Genomic DNA, 17,320 nt, shown 5'->3' with positions numbered 1-17,320 from the left:
AATGGCACAGCCTCCCGGAATCCACGCGCGCCGCGCCGCGCTACGCCTGCTCGATGCGGTCTTGCGCCGCGGCGAGATGCTCGACATCGCCTTCGGGCCTGCCACCAAGGATGTGCGCAAGTTCGAGGACAAGGCTCTCGCCCGCGCAATCGCCAGCGAAGTGCTGCGGTGGCTGGTCGATCTCGACGGCCTGATAGACAGCGCGACGAAGAAGCCGCTGCCGGATGATGCCAAGGCCCGCACGGTGCTGCGCATGATGCTGGCCCAGTGGCTCCGGCTCGACACGCCGCCGCATGCAGTCATCGCGACTTGCCTCCCGCTCCTGGCTGGCGGTCCGCGCAGGCTGGCGCACGGCGTCTTCTCGACCCTGACCAAGCGCGAGGTGTCGCTGCCCGCAGCGCCTACGCTGCCGGCCGATGTGGCGGAGCGCTGGGGCGAGCGGTCCGAGGCGATTGCAGGCGGTCTTGCCGAACCGCCTCCGCTCGACCTGACGCTCAAGAATCCGGACGATACCGAGGTATGGAAGGCGAAGCTTGCCGCCGACAGCCTGATGCCCGGCCACCTGCGTCTCGCGCGCGGGGAGAATATCGAGAAGCTCGCCGGTTTCGAAGAGGGGGCCTGGTGGGTGCAGGACCTTGCCGCCTCGCTGCCCGCGCGCCTGCTCGGGGCTGGCGAGGGGCGGCACGTGCTCGACCTGTGCGCGGCACCGGGCGGAAAGACGCTGCAGCTGGCAGCGCAGGGCTGGAAGGTGACCGCGCTCGACATCTCGAAGCGGCGGCTCGACCTGCTCAAGGCCAATCTCAAGCGCACCGGCCTTAAAGCGAGCACGGTGCGCGCCGATGCGCTGGAGTGGGAGCCGAAGCACATGTTCGACGCCATCCTCCTCGATGCACCCTGCACTGCGACCGGTACCGCGCGTCGCCATCCCGATGTGCTCCACCGGATCGGCGAACGACAGATAGAGGAGATGGCCGAACTTCAGGCGGCCCTGCTCGAGAAGGCATCTGGCTGGCTCAAGCCGGGTGGGCGGATCGTCTATGCAACCTGCTCTCTCGAACGCGAGGAAGGCGAGGAGCGCGCCGCGCAAAGTTCGCTGCCGACCGCACCGATTGCCGTCGACGAACTGCCCGATGGTATCCTGCCGGACGATTCCGGCTGGGTCAGGACCGACCCCGGAATGCTGGCGGAAAACGGGGGAATCGACGGATTCTTCATCGCGAGGATGCGCAGGCCCGACTAAAAAAGGGCAGAAAAAAGGCAGGATTTAAACGGTTCATCGCACCAGCGGGCCGAACCGCCCCCCTTGCGCTGCCCCCAAGCTTGCCATTCACTTTTTAGAAAGCATCAGGGCAACAATCAGCTTGTCATCGAACGAATGTGCGGCCTCCAGCGCCGCCTAACCAAGACAAGCCAACCGATTTGAACACCGACGGCCGGCATGCTCCAACCAAAGAGCGGCCGGGCAAGAAGCCGTAGTATCGCACCAGCCGACCGTCGCGGATTGAAGGAGTATGAAAGTGACTGCATTTAAGAAGACCGCAGGGATCCCCCTCCTGCTTGGCGCGCTGGCGCTTCCGATGACGCTTTCGGCGCAGGAAACTGCACCTGAAGACACCAACATCGACGTCTACGGCCAGGCCATGACCGAAGGCCCCGAAGTCGAAGGCATCATCACCGCTCGCACCGGCGACACGATGACCGTTACGCTCGAAAACGGCACCCGCACCGATATCATCATTGACGATGGTACCGAGATCAAGGCAACCGGCGGCTTCCTCGGCCTGAGCAGCAAGAAGCTGACCTCGCGCCAGCTGCTGAATGGCCTCCCGGTCGAAGTCGAAACGCTCCAATTCTCGGGTGGCCTCGTCGCCAGCCAGATCAAGCTCAAGGCAAGCGATCTCGAAACCGCAGCCATGATCCGTGGCGCAACCGCTCAGCAGTTTGCCGAGCACCGCACCGACATCGACGCCAACGCTGCTGCGGCAGAAGCACTGCGCGGCCGCATGGCGAACATCGACCAGTACAACGTCCGTGGCGTGACCAACGTCTACTTCGACAGCGGCAAGTGGAACATCTCGGCTGACGGCCAGCGCGAGATCTGCGACATCGCTTCGCAGGCCGAAGCCATGGACAACGCTCTCCTGCTCGTGGTCGGCTACACCGACTCCGATGGTGACGAAGACTACAACCAGGTCCTGTCCGAGCGCCGTGCAGGCCGCGTCGTGAACTACCTGCAGCAGAAGTGCGGCTGGCAGCCCTGGCGCATGCTGACCCCGACCGGCATGTCGGAATCGGATCCGGCAGCTGACAACAGCACGCCCGAAGGCAAGGCGCAGAACCGCCGCGTCTCGATCAACATCCTCGTCAGCAAGGCTACCGAGGAAGCTGAAGGCTAAGCCAACGGCAATTTCGAACTTTGGAACGGGGCGGGCAGCGATGTCCGCCCCGTTTTTTATGCCGGTCCGGCTTCGGCGAGGATCTCGTCGGCAAGCGCGCGGCCCGACATGAAGGCCGCCTCGACCCGCGGCGCGATCAGCCAGTCGCCGCATGCCCCGAGGCGCAAGTCTGCGTCCCACAGCTTTTCCGCGCCTGCTCGCCCCGACTTGGCGAAGCGCCAGCGGTGCGCGCTGCTGGCCGCGATGGCGGGGAGGTCCTTCCCGATCGCCGATGCGAATTCCTGCAGCAGGAGTTTCGAGACGTCGTCGGCATTGACTTCCAGATAGTCGGCGGACCAGTGCGGATCGGCCTGGATAACCCAGCGCTCGCCCTCTCCGCGTCCCGGCTTGACGCTGTCCCTTGCGGCCCAGCCGATCGGTCCGGCCTCGCGAACGGCGTCGGCTTCGTGCGCGACGCGCTGATCGAAGGCGAGCATCAGTGTCCAGCAGGGGTCGGAGACCGTTCCTTCCGCAAGTTCGCTCCATTCGGGGCGATGCGGGGCGAGCAGCGGAGCGGCCTGTTCGGCGGGAACGGCGATGATTGCCGCATCGTATGATGCTGGTTCGATGTCATCGCCCTCAAGCCGCCAGCCGCCATCATCGATCGCGATGCTCTCGATGCGGCTGGAAAAGCGTACGCCAAGTTCTTCGGCCATCCCGCGGATCGGGGCGTTCATGCCGGGTGTGCCGACCCAGGCATCCTCACCGCCGGCCTTCCACGGGGCCACGATGCCGGCCGCGTGCCATGCTCGGACCTGCTCCTTGAAGCCGGGATCACGGGCGGTGAAATATTGCGCGCCGTGATCGAAGCGCACCGTCTCGCCGTCCACTTCCATGCGGCGCGTCGACATGCGCCCGCCGGGGCCGCGCCCCTTGTCGAAGAGCGTAACGGCATGTCCGCCTTCGCGCAGGCGCATGGCGCAACTGAGGCCGGCCATGCCGGCGCCGATGATCGCGATGGTCATCAATTGGCCTGCGTACCCGACGCTCAGGCGTCTTCTTTCAGGTATTTCTGGAAGCTTTTGCGCAGCTTCATGAGCTTGGGCGGGATCACCGCCTGGCAATAGGGATTCCGCTGGCCTTCGCCTTCCCAATACTCCTGATGGTAGTCTTCTGCAGGATACCACTCGCCGGTTTCGATGGTGGTCACCGCGCTCTGGCCGGGGTGTTCCTCGTTCCACCGAGCGATGGCTGCCTCTGCCGCCCCGCGCTGATCCTCGGTCGGGAAGATTGCGCTGCGATACTGGGTGCCGACATCGTTGCCTTGGCGGTTGAGCTGGGTCGGATCATGGGTGCCCATGAAGACGTCGAGGATCTGGTCGAGCGTGATGCTCTCGCTGTCGAAAGTGACGCGCACGCCCTCGGCATGGCCGGTGCTGCCGGTGCAGACCTCCTTGTAGGTCGGGTCGGGCTTGTCGCCGCCGATATAGCCGCTTTCGACCTCGCTCACGCCGATCACGTCCTTCATCACCGCCTCGGTGCACCAGAAGCATCCGCCTGCGACGATTACCTGTTCCTGAGCCATGCAAATCTCCTTCTCGGCGCCCCATGTAGGAAGCGGTAACCACCTTGTCATCCGTGCGCTGCACGGGCAGGGACAGCTTCGCATTTCCCCGAGGAGAGAAAATATGCGTCTGTTCCTTTCTGTCGCGGCTGCCGCGATAATTGCTTCCCCGCTTGCTGCCGACGATCATGCACCCGACCTGGAAGAAGTCCTCGCCGCCGACCTGCGCGATGACGACCGTGCGCGCGACCAGTATCGCCACCCCGCGGAAACGCTCGAATTCTTCGGCGTCGAACCGACCATGACAGTTGCCGAATACGGCCCGGGCGGAGGCTGGTACAGCCGCGTCCTCGCGCCCTATATCTCGCAGGCGGGTACCTATATCGCCTTCGACCAGGACAGCGACGGCGGCACCTATCGCGACCGCGCACAGGAAGCGCGCGCAAAGGGCTGGACGGAACGGTTCTTCGAAGCCGCCACCAGCCAGGAAAGCGTCAACGGCGACAATGTGAAGGTCTTCGAGATCGACGAGATGCCTGAAGATGTCGTCGGCACGGTCGACCGCGTGCTGATCTTCCGCTCGATGCACGGCCTCAACATCGGCAATGAAGCGGACACGGTTCTCAAGGCCGCGCGCGTCATGCTCAAGGATGACGGCATGGTCGGCGTGGTCCAGCACCGCGCGCCCGAAGGCGCGAGCTATGATGACTATGGCGCGCGCCAGCGCGGCTACATGCGCACACAGGACGTGGTGGCGATCTTCGAGGCCAACGGCTTCGAACTGGCTGCCGAAAGCGAGATCAATGCCAATCCTAACGATCCGGCGAACTGGGAAGGTGGCGTATGGACGCTGCCTCCCGTGCTTCGTTACGGCGACCAGGACCGCGACCGCTATCTCGCCATCGGCGAGAGCGACCGCATGACGCTGCTCTTCAAGAAGGCAGACTGAGGGCGTCCATCCGGCGTTAATCCGAACCCTGCAATCCCTCCGATGTAATAGTGTTACATCGGAGGGATTTTCTTATGCAAAAACTAATTCTTGCCGCGGCCGCCCCGCTCGTGCTCGCCGCCTGCAGCGACCGCGCGGACGAGGCGCGCGGCGTCGATCATGGCGAAACGCTGCTCTCGGTCAGCGCCAGCGGTCAGGCCGAGAGCCGCCCCGACCGTGCGCAGTTCAATGCGGGTGTCGAAACTTTCTCGCGCAGCGCCACGGCCGCCAGCGAAGCCAATGCGGAAAAGCTGGCCGAGATCGTTGCGGCCCTGCGCGAAATGGGCGTGGCCGAAGAGGACATCCAGACGCAGAATGTCTCCGTTCGCCGGGTGGAATGGGGAGACCGCAAGGGCCAGTACCAAGCCAGCAATGTCTTCCAGGTGAAAATGGACGATCCCGATGCAGCAGGCGCTGCAGTGACCGCCGTGACCGAAGCCGGCGCCAACGTCCTCGGCGGGCCGAGCCTGACGATGAGCGATCCCGAAGCGGTGGCGAACCTTGCCTATGCGGATGCCTACAAGGCGGCGCGCACCCGTGCCGAGGCCTATGCCGAAGCCGCCGGCATGGAGATCAGCCGCGTGCTCTATATTCGCGATGCTGGCGGGCAGCAGGGGAACACCTGGCTGCGCGGTGCCGAGGTGATGAACGAGGCCATGGTCCAGCGGACCGCCCCTGTCGCGCCCCCGCCTCCGCCGCTGGCGATCAGCCCGCGTCCCGAGAGCGGATCGCCCGGCATGATGGTCGGTACCACGCGCTCCTACGTCTATATCCAGGTAGACTTCGCGCTTCGGGAGAAATAACGCATCTCTCCCATGAGAGAACTGACCGTTTCCGTCCTGCAATTGCCGCTCGCCCGACCGGACGAGGCCGACAATATCGCTGCCGTGTCCGCGCTGGTCGAAGAGGCCGCGAGCAAGGGTGCGCAGGTGATCCTGCCGCCCGAGCTTTTCGCCGGCGACTACTTCTGCCGCGAGGAGGAGGAAGAACTTTTCGCCCGCGCCAGGCCGCTGGCGGATGACCCTAGCGTCAGGGCGATGCAGGAGCTTGCGAAGAAGCTGGGCGTCGCAATCCCGACCAGCTTCTTCGAGCGCGACGGCCACCATTATTACAACACGCTCGCCATGGTCGGACCCGATGGCGAGATCATGGGCACCTACCGCAAGAGCCACATTCCCGATGGCCCGGGCTATGAGGAAAAATACTATTTCCGCCCCGGGAATGACGGGTTCAAGGTGTGGGACGTGTTCGGTGCACGCATCGGTGTCGGCGTCTGCTGGGACCAGTGGTATCCCGAATGCGCCCGCGTGATGGCACTGAAGGGCGCCGAAGTATTGTTCTACCCGACTGCTATCGGCTCCGAGCCCTATGATGCCGATCTCGACACCAGCCGCATGTGGCGTCGTGCGATGATCGGCCATGCGGTGTCGAACTGCATGCCTGTCTGTGCTGCCAACCGTATCGGCCATGAAGGTCCGGCCGACCGCCAGCAGAGCTTCTACGGGCATAGCTTCATTTCGGACGAATGGGGCGACCTGATCGAGGAATATGGCGCTTCGGACACCGGGGCTCTTGTCGCGACGCTCGACCTCGACCGCGCGGCGAAGCATCGTGCGGGCATGGGCTTCTTCCGCGATCGACGCCCGCAACTCTACGGGCGGATCTGCGAGGATATCTAGCACCGTGCAGGGTCGCGCGATTACACAGGACCAGCTCGATCACCTCTTCACCGCGGCGCTCGAAGCCGCCGTGGGGCGGATCGAAAAGGACGGTCATTTCCACCCGCTGGTCTTCGAGCTGCGCGGCAACGGCGCGATCCACAATGTCGCAGTGCTCGATACCGATACGATCGACGGGAGGCGCACCGTGATAGACCGCCTCTTCGCCATCCTGCGCCCGCGCGTGGCGGAGGGAAGGGTGAAGGCCTGTGCCATCGCGCTCGACCGGCATGATGATGCCGAGGTCGCGGTGTTGCTGCGGGCACCGAATTTCTCGGCCAATATCGCCGTGCCCTACACTGAAGAGGGCAAGGGTTTCCTCAAGCTCAAGCGTAGGCTCTCTCTGGGCGAGTTTGCCGCTCGCGAAGTGCCGAACGAGCTGTTCTAGCTGCCGGCAAGCACTTTCAGGATGATCGTCCAGTGGTCGAGGCCGGCGTAGAAGGCATCGACCCGCATCCGCTCGTCCAGCCCGTGGGCGTACACGTCCTGCGGCCTGCTGGCACCGCCGCTGATCGCCACGGTGTTGTAGCCAAGCGTGCGGTAATGCATGCCATCGGTCCCGCCCGATTCCATGTAGGGGACGATGGGAAGGGGCCGCCCGAAGCGCGTCATGAGCGACTTTTCGAGAGCGGCGCCGACATCCTCGCGCAGGGTGCTTTCGGGGCTCTCGGTCGGGTCGCCCAGCATTGTAATGCCGACATCCGGATTGCCGATCGCCTCAGCGAGGCGCTGCGCGGTCAGCTCGACGCCCTCTCCGGGAAAGACGCGGCAATTGACGGTCGCCGTTGCGGTCTGTGGCAGGGCATTCTCGGCATGACCGGCCCTGAGCATGGTCGCGATACAAGTCGTACCCGTGGTGCCGAGGAATTCGGGCACCGACCGTAGCGTGGTAACCGCTGCCGCATCCTCGGGGTTCTCCGCAAAGGTCCGCATGGCCGCGCCGAGCTCGCCGGGCACTGCCTGCCCGAGGGCTGCGAAATAGCTGCGCGTGAGCGGCGTCGCGCGAACCGGGAACTCGTAGGTGCGCACCTTTTGTAGGGCATCGGCGAGTTCGTAGATCGCGTTGTCCTTGCGCGGCCGCGAAGAATGACCGCCCTGATTGGTGACGGTCAGCTCGTAGGTAACGAAGGTCTTCTCGGCAGCCTGAACGCGCTGGGCGAGCGGCTCGAAATCGTCTCTCAGACCGATCCCCCCGGCATCGGAATTGAGTACGAAGTCCGGATCGACGTTCTCCGCAACCCACTTCGCCTGCGCGCGGGTGGATACCATGCCGGTCTCCTCGTCACCGGAGAAGACGAGGTAGAGGTCGCGATTGGGAGTCCAGCCTTCTTCCATGAGGCGGATGAAAGTGCCGGTCAGATTGGCGACCCCGTACTTGTTGTCCATCGTCCCGCGACCGTAGAAATAGCCATTGTCCTCGGTCAGCGTGAAAGGATCGCGCACCCAGTCTTCCGGCAGGGCGTCGACGACGTCCATGTGCGCGAGCAGCACGATCGGTTTTTCGCCTGAAGACCCGTTACCGCGGTATCGCACGATCAGCCCTTGGGTCGGATCACCGTCGCTGTCGTAATCTGTGACCATGATGTCTTCATCGGCAAAACCGGCCTCCGACAGGCGGGCGGTGAGGTAGGAGACCATGTCGTCCACCTGCCCGTGCCCCTTGGCGGTGCGGAAGGCGATGATGTCGCGGTAGATGTCGTAGACCCGTTGCTCGTGCTCCGACCGTTCGCGATCCTGTGCGAATGCGGGTGCTCCCGACAAGGCGACTGCGCCAGCCACCAATAATCCTGCAAGCCGCATCGCTCATCCTCCCTTTGCTTTGCTGCGGCGCAAGGCTAGGCGCGGGGCATGACGGGCGCAAGCAGCCACAGCTATGTCATCGCGCTGGGATCGAACATGCGCGTGCCGCGGATCGGCGGCCCTAGGGCAGTGCTGCGTGCAGCGCTCGACACGCTCGATGCCGAGGGCGTGGTGCTGCGTGACATTTCGCGCATACGCTCGAGCCTGCCGGTCGGCCCTTCGCAAAGGCGTTATGCCAATGGCGCCGCGCTGGTCGCCTCGAGGCACGCGCCCGGCGAGATGCTGGCACTTCTGCAAGCGGTAGAGGATGCCTTCGGCCGCCGCCGCCGGGGAGCCGAATGGCGCGCGCGTACCCTCGATCTCGATATCGTCCTGTGGAGCGGCGGGGTGTGGAACGCGCCCAACCTGACGATACCCCATCCGCAATTTCGCGGCCGCGACTTCGTCCTCGTTCCTGCGGCAGAAGTCGCGCCGCGCTGGCGCGATCCCGCGACCGGGCTTACGCTTCGTCAGCTCGCAGCACGCGGGGCTTGAGTTTCGCGGCCGGATTGCCGCGATAGATCGACCAGCTTTCCGCATCGTCGAACAGCGCGCCACGCGCTGCGAGGACCGCGCCTTCCCCCATGGTCACGCCCGGGCCGACGAAGGCCTCTGCCGCTACCCAGGACTTCGGCCCCAGCTTGATCGGCCGCAGGACCAGTTGGAAATTGCTGTCCGAGACATCATGCGTGCTGGCGCAAAGATGCGCGCGCTGCGACACCACGGCATCGCTGTCGATCGCGATACGGCCCTGATTGTAGAGGATTGCTCCCGGACCGATCAGGACGTTGTCGCCCAGTTCGAGATTGGCCGGTAGCCAAATGCGGACGCTCGCGTGCACGCGGCAGCCGTCTCCCAGCTTCGCCCCGAACATTCTCAGCACCATGGCGCGCCAGCCATGGAACGGCGGAGGGGTCCAGCGTGCGAGCACCAGCCAGGCGACCTGCCACACTACGCGGGCGATCCTGTCCGCCAGCGAAAAGGACGGCCCACCGCTGGCGCTGTCTGCGCCTTTCGCATCGAGCGGCTGCGAAATTGATCCCTTGTCAGACATCCGAAACGACCTAAGTGGCGGATGGGGCGAATGGCAAGCCAAAGCATGCTTGACCCCCATCGCTCACCTGCCTAGGGGAGCGCCCGTGGTCGGGCCGTTAGCTCAGTCGGTAGAGCAACTGACTTTTAATCAGTAGGTCGCTGGTTCGAACCCAGCACGGCTCACCACCTTTCTTCCCATCGCCTCTTTCGCCTTGCGACAAGCGCGCTATCCTGCGCTGCGATGGCTTCCCCGAAACTTTCGATATTCGCTCGCCTGCCCGTGCCGGGCAAGGTGAAGACGCGCCTCATACCGGCCGTGGGCGAAGAGGGCGCGGCGCGAATCTATGCCCGCCTGCTGGCTCATACGGTCGAGGTTGCGCGCGCGAGCGGGCTGGACTTCGAGTTGCGCGTGACCGGCGGGGAGATCGCGGCTTTCCATGACCTGTTCGGCGCCGACACCAAGGTGGTCGATCAGGGAGGGGGCGACCTCGGCGAGAAGATGGGGCGGGTCGAGGCACCCGCTTTACTGATCGGCAGCGATTGTCCGGGGATCTCAGTGCCGCTGCTGCAGGCAGCTGCAGGCGCGCTGGATGATCGCCGTGTCGTGCTCGGCCCTGCCAATGACGGCGGCTACTATCTTATCGGCTTCACCGAGCCAGTGCCCTTCCTGTTCGACGACATGGAATGGAGCACGCCGAAAGTACTGCCCGAAACGCTCGCCCGCCTGGCGGCGCATGGCTATGGCCCGGCGGTGTTGCCCGAACTGGCTGATATCGACACCGCCGAAGACCTCGCCCAGTGGCCCGAACTGCAATGAGCGTCACCCTGCTGGTCCCCGCGCTCGACGAGGCCAAGGCGCTGCCGCAGCTTGTCGCCGCGTTCGAGCGCCTCGATCCCAAGCCGCACGAGATCCTGCTGGTCGACGGCGGGAGCAGCGACGAAACCTGCGCGATTGCGCGCGAGGCAGGCTGGCGCGTGATGGCCTGCGAGAAGGGGCGGGCGCGGCAGATCAACGCGGGGGTCGAGGCGGCCGAAGGGAGACTGGCCTGCGTGGTGCATGCCGATACGTGCCCGCCTCCCGATATGGTCGCGGTGATCGAGGAGACGCTGGCGGACGAACGCATAGCGCTGGCGAGCTTTACCCCCGTCATTCGCGGGCCGGAGAAGACGCGGTGGGGCACCACGATCCATAACTGGGCGAAGACCTGGTACGCCCCGCTGCTGACGCGGCCGCACCTGTTCGTGCGCGGCGTCCGCCTCCTGTTCGGCGATCACGCGATGTTCTTCCGGCGCGAGGATTTCCTGAAAGTCGGAGGCTGCACACCCGGAGATGCGGTGATGGAAGAAGCCGACTTGTGCGTGAAATTCGCGCGACTGGGCCGCGTGAAGATGGTGCGCCGGAGGGTCTATACCTCGGATCGCCGGATCGCGGCATGGGGTCCGCTCAAGGCAAACTGGATATACTTCAAGGTCGGCATGCTCTGGGCGTTCGGCCTGCGCGGCCGCATGGAGCGGCACTATCCCGACGTGCGCTGAGCGGCAGGCTTACGCTTCGGGCAGGAATTCTGCTTCGATGCAATAATCGATGAGCCTGCGCACGTAAGATGCTCCCGTTTCGGGGCAGGCCAAACCCGTCACCGCACGCAAATTTGCGTCGCCGAAATGCGGGTCGCGCTGGAAGTAGCTCGCATAGAGCCCTGCCACCCGTTTGAAGAGGCGCCGCTCGAGCGCGGGCAGCATCGCCGGGTCGAATTGCTCTGGCGCAACCAGTTCAGGCTCGTGGAATTGGGCATAGGCGCCGATCGCGCCGGTGAATTCCTCGACCGGCAGCGGCTGGCCCGAGACAAGGTGGAAGGTACCGCCCCGTGCTTGCTCCATCGCCTGCGCGAGGGCCACGATCCCGCCCGCCACGTGATCGAGCGGGACGAAATCGAGTGTCGCCCCCTTGCGTGCCGGCATGTGCCGCACGCGGCCTTCAGCAATCAGCTTGAAGGCGGCATAGGTCGTGTCGAACTGGCGGATCCGGCCGCTTTCGTGCTCGCCGACCACGATCGAGGGGCGCGCGATAGCCCAGTTCAGGCCGCTGTCCCGCACCAGGCGCTCGCCCGCTGCCTTGCTCGCCTCGTAACCGTTCGCGAAGCCGCTTTCCGGAAGCGGATCGTCCTCCGCGATCGCGCCGTTGCGCGTGCCGCAGACATAGGCGGTCGAGATGTGGAGGAAGTCCATGTCTCCTGCTGCTGCAAGTGCGAGCGCGTTGCCGGTCCCCTCCACATTGACCGCTTGGTAGTCGGCCTCTTCCAGGTCGAAGCGGACGGTTGCCGCGCAATGGACGATCAAGTCGTGCGCGGAAGCAACCTCGGCGAATGCGGTCTCCGACCATCCGAACCGGTCGTGCGACACGTCGCCTGTCAGAGTGGCGATCTCCACCGGCTGCCCGTCATTCGCGCGAATGTCGCGATTGCGGTGGACCAGCCCGGTCACCTCGTGGCCGCCAGCGACCAGCCGCTTGCAAACTTCTCCGCCGAGAAGGCCTGCTGTTCCGGTGACGAGGATTCTCACGCTTGGGTGGCCATTGCCATGTAACCGATGGTCTCTTTCGGGCGAAATATGGGCGGTTTCTCAATCTTCCCTTTCGCCTCTCACGCATATTCAGTTACGGAGCAAGCGATGAAATTCACCCATGATGTGATTGTGATCGGTGGCGGCGCTGCCGGACTCACGGCAGCTGGCGGTTGTGCGCTGTTCGGGCTGGACGTCGCGCTGATCGAAGCGCGCAAGATGGGCGGCGAGTGCCTGAACGACGGCTGCGTACCCTCGAAGGCGCTGATTGCTGCGGCCAAGCGCGCTGCCGAAGCGAACGAGAGCGAGCGCTACGGCATCACTCTCCAGCCGCCGAAGGTAGAATGGACCGGGGTGCACAAGCACATCCACGATGCCATCGCCGCGATCGCTCCGCATGACAGCGAAGAGCGGTTCGAGGAAATGGGCTGCGAGGTCATTCGCGACTGGGCGAAAGTGACCGGCCCGCAGAGCGTCGAGGTCGCCGGACGCACGCTGCGCGCGCCGCGGATCGTGATCGCGACCGGTTCGAAAGCCGCTGTCCCGCCGATCGAGGGTATCGACGCGACGCCCTACCTCACTAACGAGAATATCTTCGACCTCGATGTCCTGCCCGATCATCTCGTGATTGTGGGCGGCGGTGTCATCGGGATGGAAATGGCGCAGAGTTTCCGTCGTCTCGGCAGCAAGGTCACCGTGCTCGAACCGGGCAAGCTCATGGGCCGCGACGATCCCGACAGCGTGGCGGTCGTGCGCGAAACGATGGAGGCGGAAGGCGTCCGCTTTGTGAAAGGGCAGGCCGACAAGGTCGAAGGCAGCGTTGGCGCGATCAAGGTCCATGCGGCCGGCGAGGTGATCGAAGGATCGCACCTGCTGATCGCGACCGGTCGCGCGCCCAATTGTCGTGGCTTCGGGCTTGAGGACATCGGTGTCGAAATTGGCCGCGGCGGGATCGTGGTCGACGAGGGTCGTCGTACTTCCGTCAAAGGCATCTACGCCATCGGCGACTGCCGCGCCGGCCCGAGGCTGACGCATGTCTCGGGATACGAAGGCTCGAACGTGGCGCTCGAAATTACGCTTGGCGTGCCGACGAAGGTCGACTGGTCGGCGCTGCCTTGGTGCACCTATACCGACCCCGAGGTCGCGCAAATCGGCATGACCGAGAAGGAAGCCCGCGAGAAGTATGGCGATAAGGTCACCGTGGTCAAAGAGACATTCCACGACAACGAACGCTCGCTGGCCGAGGGGAAGGACAAGGGCCACATGAAGATGGTGCTCAAGGGTAAGAAAGTCCTCGGCGCGAGCATTGTCGGCAAGAACGCAGGCGAGTTGCTGCTGCCGATCAGCCAGTCGATCACGGGCAAGAGCAGTACCTTCGCGCTCGGTTCGGCGATCATCGCCTATCCGACCCGCAGCGAGATCACCAAGGCCGCCGCCTTCACTGCGTGGGAGCCGACCGTCTTTGGGGCGATCCCGAAGAAATACGCTGGTTTCCTCGCCTCGATGCGGAGACGCTTCTCGTGAATGCACCGCGTACAGCCGCACGTAACGCACCGACCGGCCCGTCGCCCTTTCGGGTCGAGGCTGACGCGCTTCCGGCGGAAAAATTCAGCGATCCGCTGGTAACCGCTAAGGGCGAACAGCGCGCTTCTGTCGCGCTGACGAAGCTCGATACGCTGTGGCTCAACACCGGCACGCTGTGCAATCTTGCGTGCGCGACATGCTATATCGAAAGCAGCCCGACCAACGATGCGCTGGTCTATCTGTCGGCCGAACATGCAGCGCGTTTCCTTGGCGAAGCAGAGCAAGCGGGGACGCGCGAAATCGGGTTCACCGGCGGCGAGCCTTTCATGAATCCGGACATGATGGTGATGCTGGAAGACAGCCTCGCACGCGGGTTCGAGGCACTTGTCCTGACCAATGCGATGAAGCCGATGCGGCGTCACGAAGCGGCATTGCTCGCGCTTCGCGAGCAGTTCGGTGACAAGCTCACGCTGCGTGTCAGCCTCGATCATCACACGAAGGAAGTCCACGAGGGCGAACGCGGTCCGCGCAGCTGGGAACCGGGCCTCGACGGACTTCGCTGGCTGTCGCAAAACGGTTTTTCCATCGCAGTGGCAGGACGCCTGCTGCCCGAGGAAGGCGAAGTTGCTGCGCGTGATTGCTATGCGGCACTGTTCGAGCGCGAAGCTATCGCCATCGACGCGCATGACCCGGCGCGACTGGTCCTCTTTCCCGAGATGGACGAGGACAAGGACATCGCCGAGATCACCACCGAATGCTGGGGCATCCTCGGCAAGTCTCCGCAAGACATCATGTGCGCATCGAGCCGCATGGTCGTCCACCGCAAGGGGGAGCCCGCCCCGCGTGTCGTGGCCTGTACGCTCATTCCTTATGACGACGGTTTCGACCTCGGCGAAACCCTGGCTGAAGCGAGCGGCGATGTGCCCTTGAACCATCCGCATTGCGCGCGTTTCTGCGTACTCGGCGGAGCAAGCTGCTCGGCCTAGGAGCTTATCACGCCATAGCCCGTTAGGTGGCTATGTTCTTCGATAACACTTTCCTCGACGTCGCTGTGCGCGCGGCAGTTCTTTCCGCAATCGGGCTCGTCTGGGTCACCATGCTGATCCGCATTATCGGCCTGCGCACGCTGTCGAAGATGACGAACTTCGACTTCGTCGTCACTGTCGCGTCGGGCTCGCTTCTGGCCGGGGCGGTTCAGGCGACGGGATGGGAGGGTTTTGCGCAAGCCCTGCTTGCCACCGCAGCGCTGTTCTTCACGCAATACCTTGTCGCCAAGGGGCGCAGGGCGTCGGATGCATTCGAAGATGCGATCCAGAACGGTCCCATTTTCCTGATGTACGACGGCGAGATCATCGAAGAAGGCCTCGAGACCTCGCGCGTCGCCAAGAGCGATCTGCTTGCGAAGCTGCGCGAAGCTAACGTGCTCGAATTCGACAAGGTTCGCGCCGTCGTGCTCGAAACGACGGGCGACATATCGGTCCTGCACGGGGACCATCTCGAAGACCGGATTATCGACGGTATCGAGCGGCCCTGACGCCTGATCAGGTCTTTCGCTGGTCCAGCCAGCGAGCAAACGCGACGCCGCCGGTGATAAGGAAAGGCACCAGCACGATGCTGAGCGCGACCTTGGCGATGACCTGACCGATTAGCAGGTTGGTGATCTCGAACTGGCCGTAGAAAGCGAGCGTGATGAAGATCACCGAATCGATTGCCTGACTGAGCGCCGATGCAATCGCCCCGCGGACCATCAGCGAGAAGGTCGAGGCGCCTTCCGAATTGCCGCGCAGCCGCGAGAAGATCCAGACATTGAGCAGTAGCGACACGATATAGGCAGCGGGCCCTGCGGCCCATACTCGCCAGAGCGTCGCGTGCACGCGTTCGAAGGCGGCAAGGTCGTCGCCGCGGAACTCGACCATTTCGGTCGAAGCGGGCAAGTTGAGGACCAACTGCATCAGCAGGGACGCGATCAGCAGCGGGATAAAGCCCCACCACACGATCCTGTTCGCCAGCTTTTCGCCGTAGAGCTGCGCAAGCGTGCTTGAAATCACCACCAGCAGGAGGAAGGCGAAGATGCCGGCCTCGACAGCGAGATCGGTCGGGTAGAGCTGGACCTGCTTGAAGGCGAGCACGCCTGCAAGCACGGTCATGCCGCCATACAGCAACGTATATACGAAGAGCCCGAGAGGCATTGCTGCTGCCGCGAGGCGGGTTTCATTGGCCGGTTGGTCGGTCATGCTGGCGTTTTGCGCCCCTTATGGTCTGGTGATAGCCGAAGCTGGAATCGGCCCCGAAAATTGACTAAGCGGGCCCGCCGCGCAAGACAGCGGCTGATTTCATCCGCAACTAGTCGCGTAGCCAAAGGGGTCGGCATGCCGCCAGTAGTCATCAATATCCTCGGTATTCACGCCATCCTGGCGATCGCCTTCCTTCTTTCGACGGGCAAGAAGCGCATCAAGCTGCGCGTCGTGGGCGCGGCCTTCGCATTGCAGGCGATCATGGCGCTGCTGGTCCTGCGCACGCCTTGGGGCGTCCAGCTGATCGAGGGCATGTCTAACGGTGTCATCGCCCTGCTCGACTATTCTAAGATCGGGATCGAGGCCGTGTTCGGCCCGATGGGTTCGAACCCCTTCACCAACACCTTCGTGATCGCCGCATTGCCGGTGATCGTATTCTTCGCAGCGATCGTGTCGATCCTCTATCACTGGGGCATCATGCAGCGCCTCGTGCGCTGGGTCGGCGGTGCGATCGGCTGGATCACGGGCATCAGCAAGGTCGAGGCGCTGGGCAGCGCGGCCAATATCTTCGTCGGCCAGTCGGAAAGCCCGCTGGTGGTGCGCCCCTATCTCGCTTCGCTCACGCCGAGCCGCCTGTTCACGCTGATGGCGGTGGGCATGGCCGGTGTCGCAGGCACGATCCTTGCCGCCTATGCCAGCTTCATCGGTTCGGAAGCCGTGCCGTTCCTGCTGGCCGCTGCCTTCATGTCCGCGCCCGGCGGTATCCTGATGGCCAAGATCATCATGCCCGACGACGAAAGCGAACTCGCCCGCAGCGCGGCAGAGCTTTCGGGCACGGACGAGGAGATCAAGCTGCCCGAAGCGCGCATCAGCGCAGAAGGTCCGGCAGCACTTACCGAGAGTGGCAAGGCGCACGAAGTCGAAGTCGCCGAGACTTTCGAGGAAGGCCACAAGCCGGCCAACGTCATCGAGGCTGCTGCACAGGGTACGCAGACCGGTGTGAAGCTCGCGGTTGCAGTGGGTGCGATGGTCATGGTCTTCGTGGCGCTGGTTGCGCTTGCGAACGGCATTCTTGGCGGGATCGGCGGGCTGTTCGGCTATCCCGACGTCACCTTCCAGATGCTGCTCGGCTATATCTTCGCGCCGGTCATGTACATGATCGGCATCTCCGACTGGAGCCAGGCGCAGTTCGCGGGCGGGCTGTTCGGTACCAAGATCGTGCTCAACGAATTCGTCGCCTTCATCGACCTCGGTTCTGCCGAAGCCGGCATGCTGACAGAACGCAGCCGCGCGATCGCGACTTTCGCACTGTGCGGCTTTGCCAATTTCAGCTCGATTGCGATCCAGATGGCGGTCACCGGCGGCCTTGCGCCAAATCAAAGACCGGTCATCGCGAAGCTCGGTATACGCGCGCTCGCCGCCGGCAGCCTCGCCAACCTGATGAGTGCCGCGCTGGCAGGACTCTTCCTTCCGTACTAAAGGGC

General features: G+C 64.0%; 19 protein-coding genes and 1 tRNA gene. 14 read left to right on the top strand and 6 right to left on the bottom strand.

The genetic code is table 11. The features are described 5' to 3' along the window. The first annotated feature begins 1 nt into the window (after nt 1). Nucleotides 2-1,240, top strand: coding sequence for an RsmB/NOP family class I SAM-dependent RNA methyltransferase (locus tag K3165_RS06360; protein ID WP_221547924.1), 1,239 nt, complete (start codon nt 2-4; stop codon nt 1,238-1,240). Between the two features lie 277 nt (nt 1,241-1,517). Continuing rightward, nucleotides 1,518-2,396: an OmpA family protein gene (locus tag K3165_RS06355; RefSeq protein WP_345720557.1), complete on the top strand. Its 879-nt coding sequence runs from the start codon at nt 1,518-1,520 to the stop codon at nt 2,394-2,396. 56 nt (nt 2,397-2,452) lie between these two features. Here K3165_RS06355 and K3165_RS06350 read toward each other — a convergent pair whose 3' ends face one another. Next, on the bottom strand, nt 2,453-3,400 hold the full coding sequence (locus tag K3165_RS06350) for an NAD(P)/FAD-dependent oxidoreductase (RefSeq protein ID WP_221547922.1): 948 nt from the start codon (nt 3,398-3,400) through the stop codon (nt 2,453-2,455). Nucleotides 3,401-3,423: 23 nt separating this feature from the next. Further along, nucleotides 3,424-3,960, bottom strand: a complete 537-nt coding sequence (gene msrA, locus K3165_RS06345; protein WP_221547921.1) for a peptide-methionine (S)-S-oxide reductase MsrA — start codon at nt 3,958-3,960, stop codon at nt 3,424-3,426. Between the two features lie 103 nt (nt 3,961-4,063). Between msrA and K3165_RS06340 the strand changes: the two genes are divergently transcribed. The 4 genes from K3165_RS06340 to K3165_RS06325 all read left to right on the top strand — a co-directional run bounded on the left by K3165_RS06340 (nt 4,064) and on the right by K3165_RS06325 (nt 7,033). Next, the gene (locus K3165_RS06340) at nt 4,064-4,888 is read left to right on the top strand and encodes a class I SAM-dependent methyltransferase (RefSeq protein WP_221547920.1); all 825 of its coding nucleotides are present in this window, start codon (nt 4,064-4,066) and stop codon (nt 4,886-4,888) included. A 74-nt stretch (nt 4,889-4,962) separates the two neighbouring features. Continuing rightward, complete coding sequence (locus tag K3165_RS06335; protein WP_221547919.1) at nt 4,963-5,730, top strand: SIMPL domain-containing protein; 768 nt, start codon at nt 4,963-4,965, stop codon at nt 5,728-5,730. 12 nt (nt 5,731-5,742) lie between these two features. After that, a complete protein-coding gene (gene aguB / locus K3165_RS06330) occupies nt 5,743-6,606 on the top strand; it encodes an N-carbamoylputrescine amidase (RefSeq protein ID WP_221547918.1) in 864 nt (287 codons plus the stop codon). Nucleotides 6,607-6,610: 4 nt separating this feature from the next. Next, nucleotides 6,611-7,033: a hypothetical protein gene (locus K3165_RS06325; protein ID WP_221547917.1), complete on the top strand. Its 423-nt coding sequence runs from the start codon at nt 6,611-6,613 to the stop codon at nt 7,031-7,033. On the opposite strand, the gene K3165_RS06320 is transcribed toward K3165_RS06325, so the two are convergent. Next, a complete protein-coding gene (locus tag K3165_RS06320; RefSeq protein ID WP_221547916.1) occupies nt 7,030-8,445 on the bottom strand; it encodes a M20/M25/M40 family metallo-hydrolase in 1,416 nt (471 codons plus the stop codon). The genes K3165_RS06325 and K3165_RS06320 overlap by 4 nt on opposite strands. Nucleotides 8,446-8,493: 48 nt before the next feature. Between K3165_RS06320 and folK the strand changes: the two genes are divergently transcribed. Beyond that, nucleotides 8,494-8,979: a 2-amino-4-hydroxy-6-hydroxymethyldihydropteridine diphosphokinase gene (gene folK / locus K3165_RS06315; RefSeq protein ID WP_221547915.1), complete on the top strand. Its 486-nt coding sequence runs from the start codon at nt 8,494-8,496 to the stop codon at nt 8,977-8,979. Here folK and K3165_RS06310 read toward each other — a convergent pair. Continuing rightward, nucleotides 8,945-9,538 carry an LbetaH domain-containing protein gene (locus K3165_RS06310; RefSeq protein ID WP_221547914.1) on the bottom strand — a complete coding sequence of 198 codons (594 nt, stop codon included), beginning with the start codon at nt 9,536-9,538 and terminating at the stop codon, nt 8,945-8,947. The genes folK and K3165_RS06310 overlap by 35 nt on opposite strands. A gap of 91 nt (nt 9,539-9,629) precedes the next feature. Between K3165_RS06310 and K3165_RS06305 the strand changes: the two genes are divergently transcribed. From K3165_RS06305 to K3165_RS06295, 3 genes are all read left to right on the top strand, one after another. Then, nucleotides 9,630-9,705 (top strand) — tRNA-Lys (locus K3165_RS06305). A gap of 55 nt (nt 9,706-9,760) precedes the next feature. After that, a complete protein-coding gene (locus K3165_RS06300; RefSeq protein ID WP_221547913.1) occupies nt 9,761-10,336 on the top strand; it encodes a TIGR04282 family arsenosugar biosynthesis glycosyltransferase in 576 nt (191 codons plus the stop codon). Continuing rightward, nucleotides 10,333-11,055 (top strand): glycosyltransferase, encoded by a 723-nt coding sequence (locus tag K3165_RS06295; protein ID WP_221547912.1) that lies wholly within the window; start codon nt 10,333-10,335, stop codon nt 11,053-11,055. Before K3165_RS06300 ends, K3165_RS06295 begins: the two co-directional genes overlap by 4 nt. A 9-nt stretch (nt 11,056-11,064) precedes the next feature. Here the strand turns inward: K3165_RS06295 and K3165_RS06290 are convergent, their stop codons facing one another. Continuing rightward, a complete protein-coding gene (locus K3165_RS06290; RefSeq protein ID WP_221547911.1) occupies nt 11,065-12,078 on the bottom strand; it encodes an SDR family oxidoreductase in 1,014 nt (337 codons plus the stop codon). 108 nt (nt 12,079-12,186) lie between these two features. Here K3165_RS06290 and K3165_RS06285 point away from each other — a divergent pair, with 108 nt between their 5' ends. From K3165_RS06285 to K3165_RS06275, 3 genes are read left to right on the top strand one after another with little or no spacing between them, the layout of a single operon-like run. Continuing rightward, nucleotides 12,187-13,602, top strand: a complete 1,416-nt coding sequence (locus K3165_RS06285) for a dihydrolipoyl dehydrogenase family protein (RefSeq protein WP_221547910.1) — start codon at nt 12,187-12,189, stop codon at nt 13,600-13,602. After that, the gene (locus K3165_RS06280; RefSeq protein ID WP_221547909.1) at nt 13,599-14,588 is read left to right on the top strand and encodes a radical SAM protein; all 990 of its coding nucleotides are present in this window, start codon (nt 13,599-13,601) and stop codon (nt 14,586-14,588) included. Before K3165_RS06285 ends, K3165_RS06280 begins: the two co-directional genes overlap by 4 nt. A 32-nt stretch (nt 14,589-14,620) precedes the next feature. Continuing rightward, nucleotides 14,621-15,136, top strand: coding sequence for a DUF421 domain-containing protein (locus tag K3165_RS06275; protein WP_221548350.1), 516 nt, complete (start codon nt 14,621-14,623; stop codon nt 15,134-15,136). Nucleotides 15,137-15,143: 7 nt separating this feature from the next. Here the strand turns inward: K3165_RS06275 and K3165_RS06270 are convergent, their stop codons facing one another. Beyond that, nucleotides 15,144-15,836, bottom strand: a complete 693-nt coding sequence (locus K3165_RS06270; RefSeq protein WP_221547908.1) for a queuosine precursor transporter — start codon at nt 15,834-15,836, stop codon at nt 15,144-15,146. Between the two features lie 135 nt (nt 15,837-15,971). Between K3165_RS06270 and K3165_RS06265 the strand changes: the two genes are divergently transcribed. Then, complete coding sequence (locus tag K3165_RS06265; protein ID WP_221547907.1) at nt 15,972-17,315, top strand: NupC/NupG family nucleoside CNT transporter; 1,344 nt, start codon at nt 15,972-15,974, stop codon at nt 17,313-17,315. Nucleotides 17,316-17,320: the final 5 nt, after the last annotated feature.

The organism is Qipengyuania xiamenensis, assembly GCF_019711495.1.
GTDB classification, from domain to species: Bacteria; Pseudomonadota; Alphaproteobacteria; order Sphingomonadales; family Sphingomonadaceae; genus Qipengyuania; species Qipengyuania xiamenensis.
This window is presented reverse-complemented; position numbering and strand designations above follow the sequence as displayed.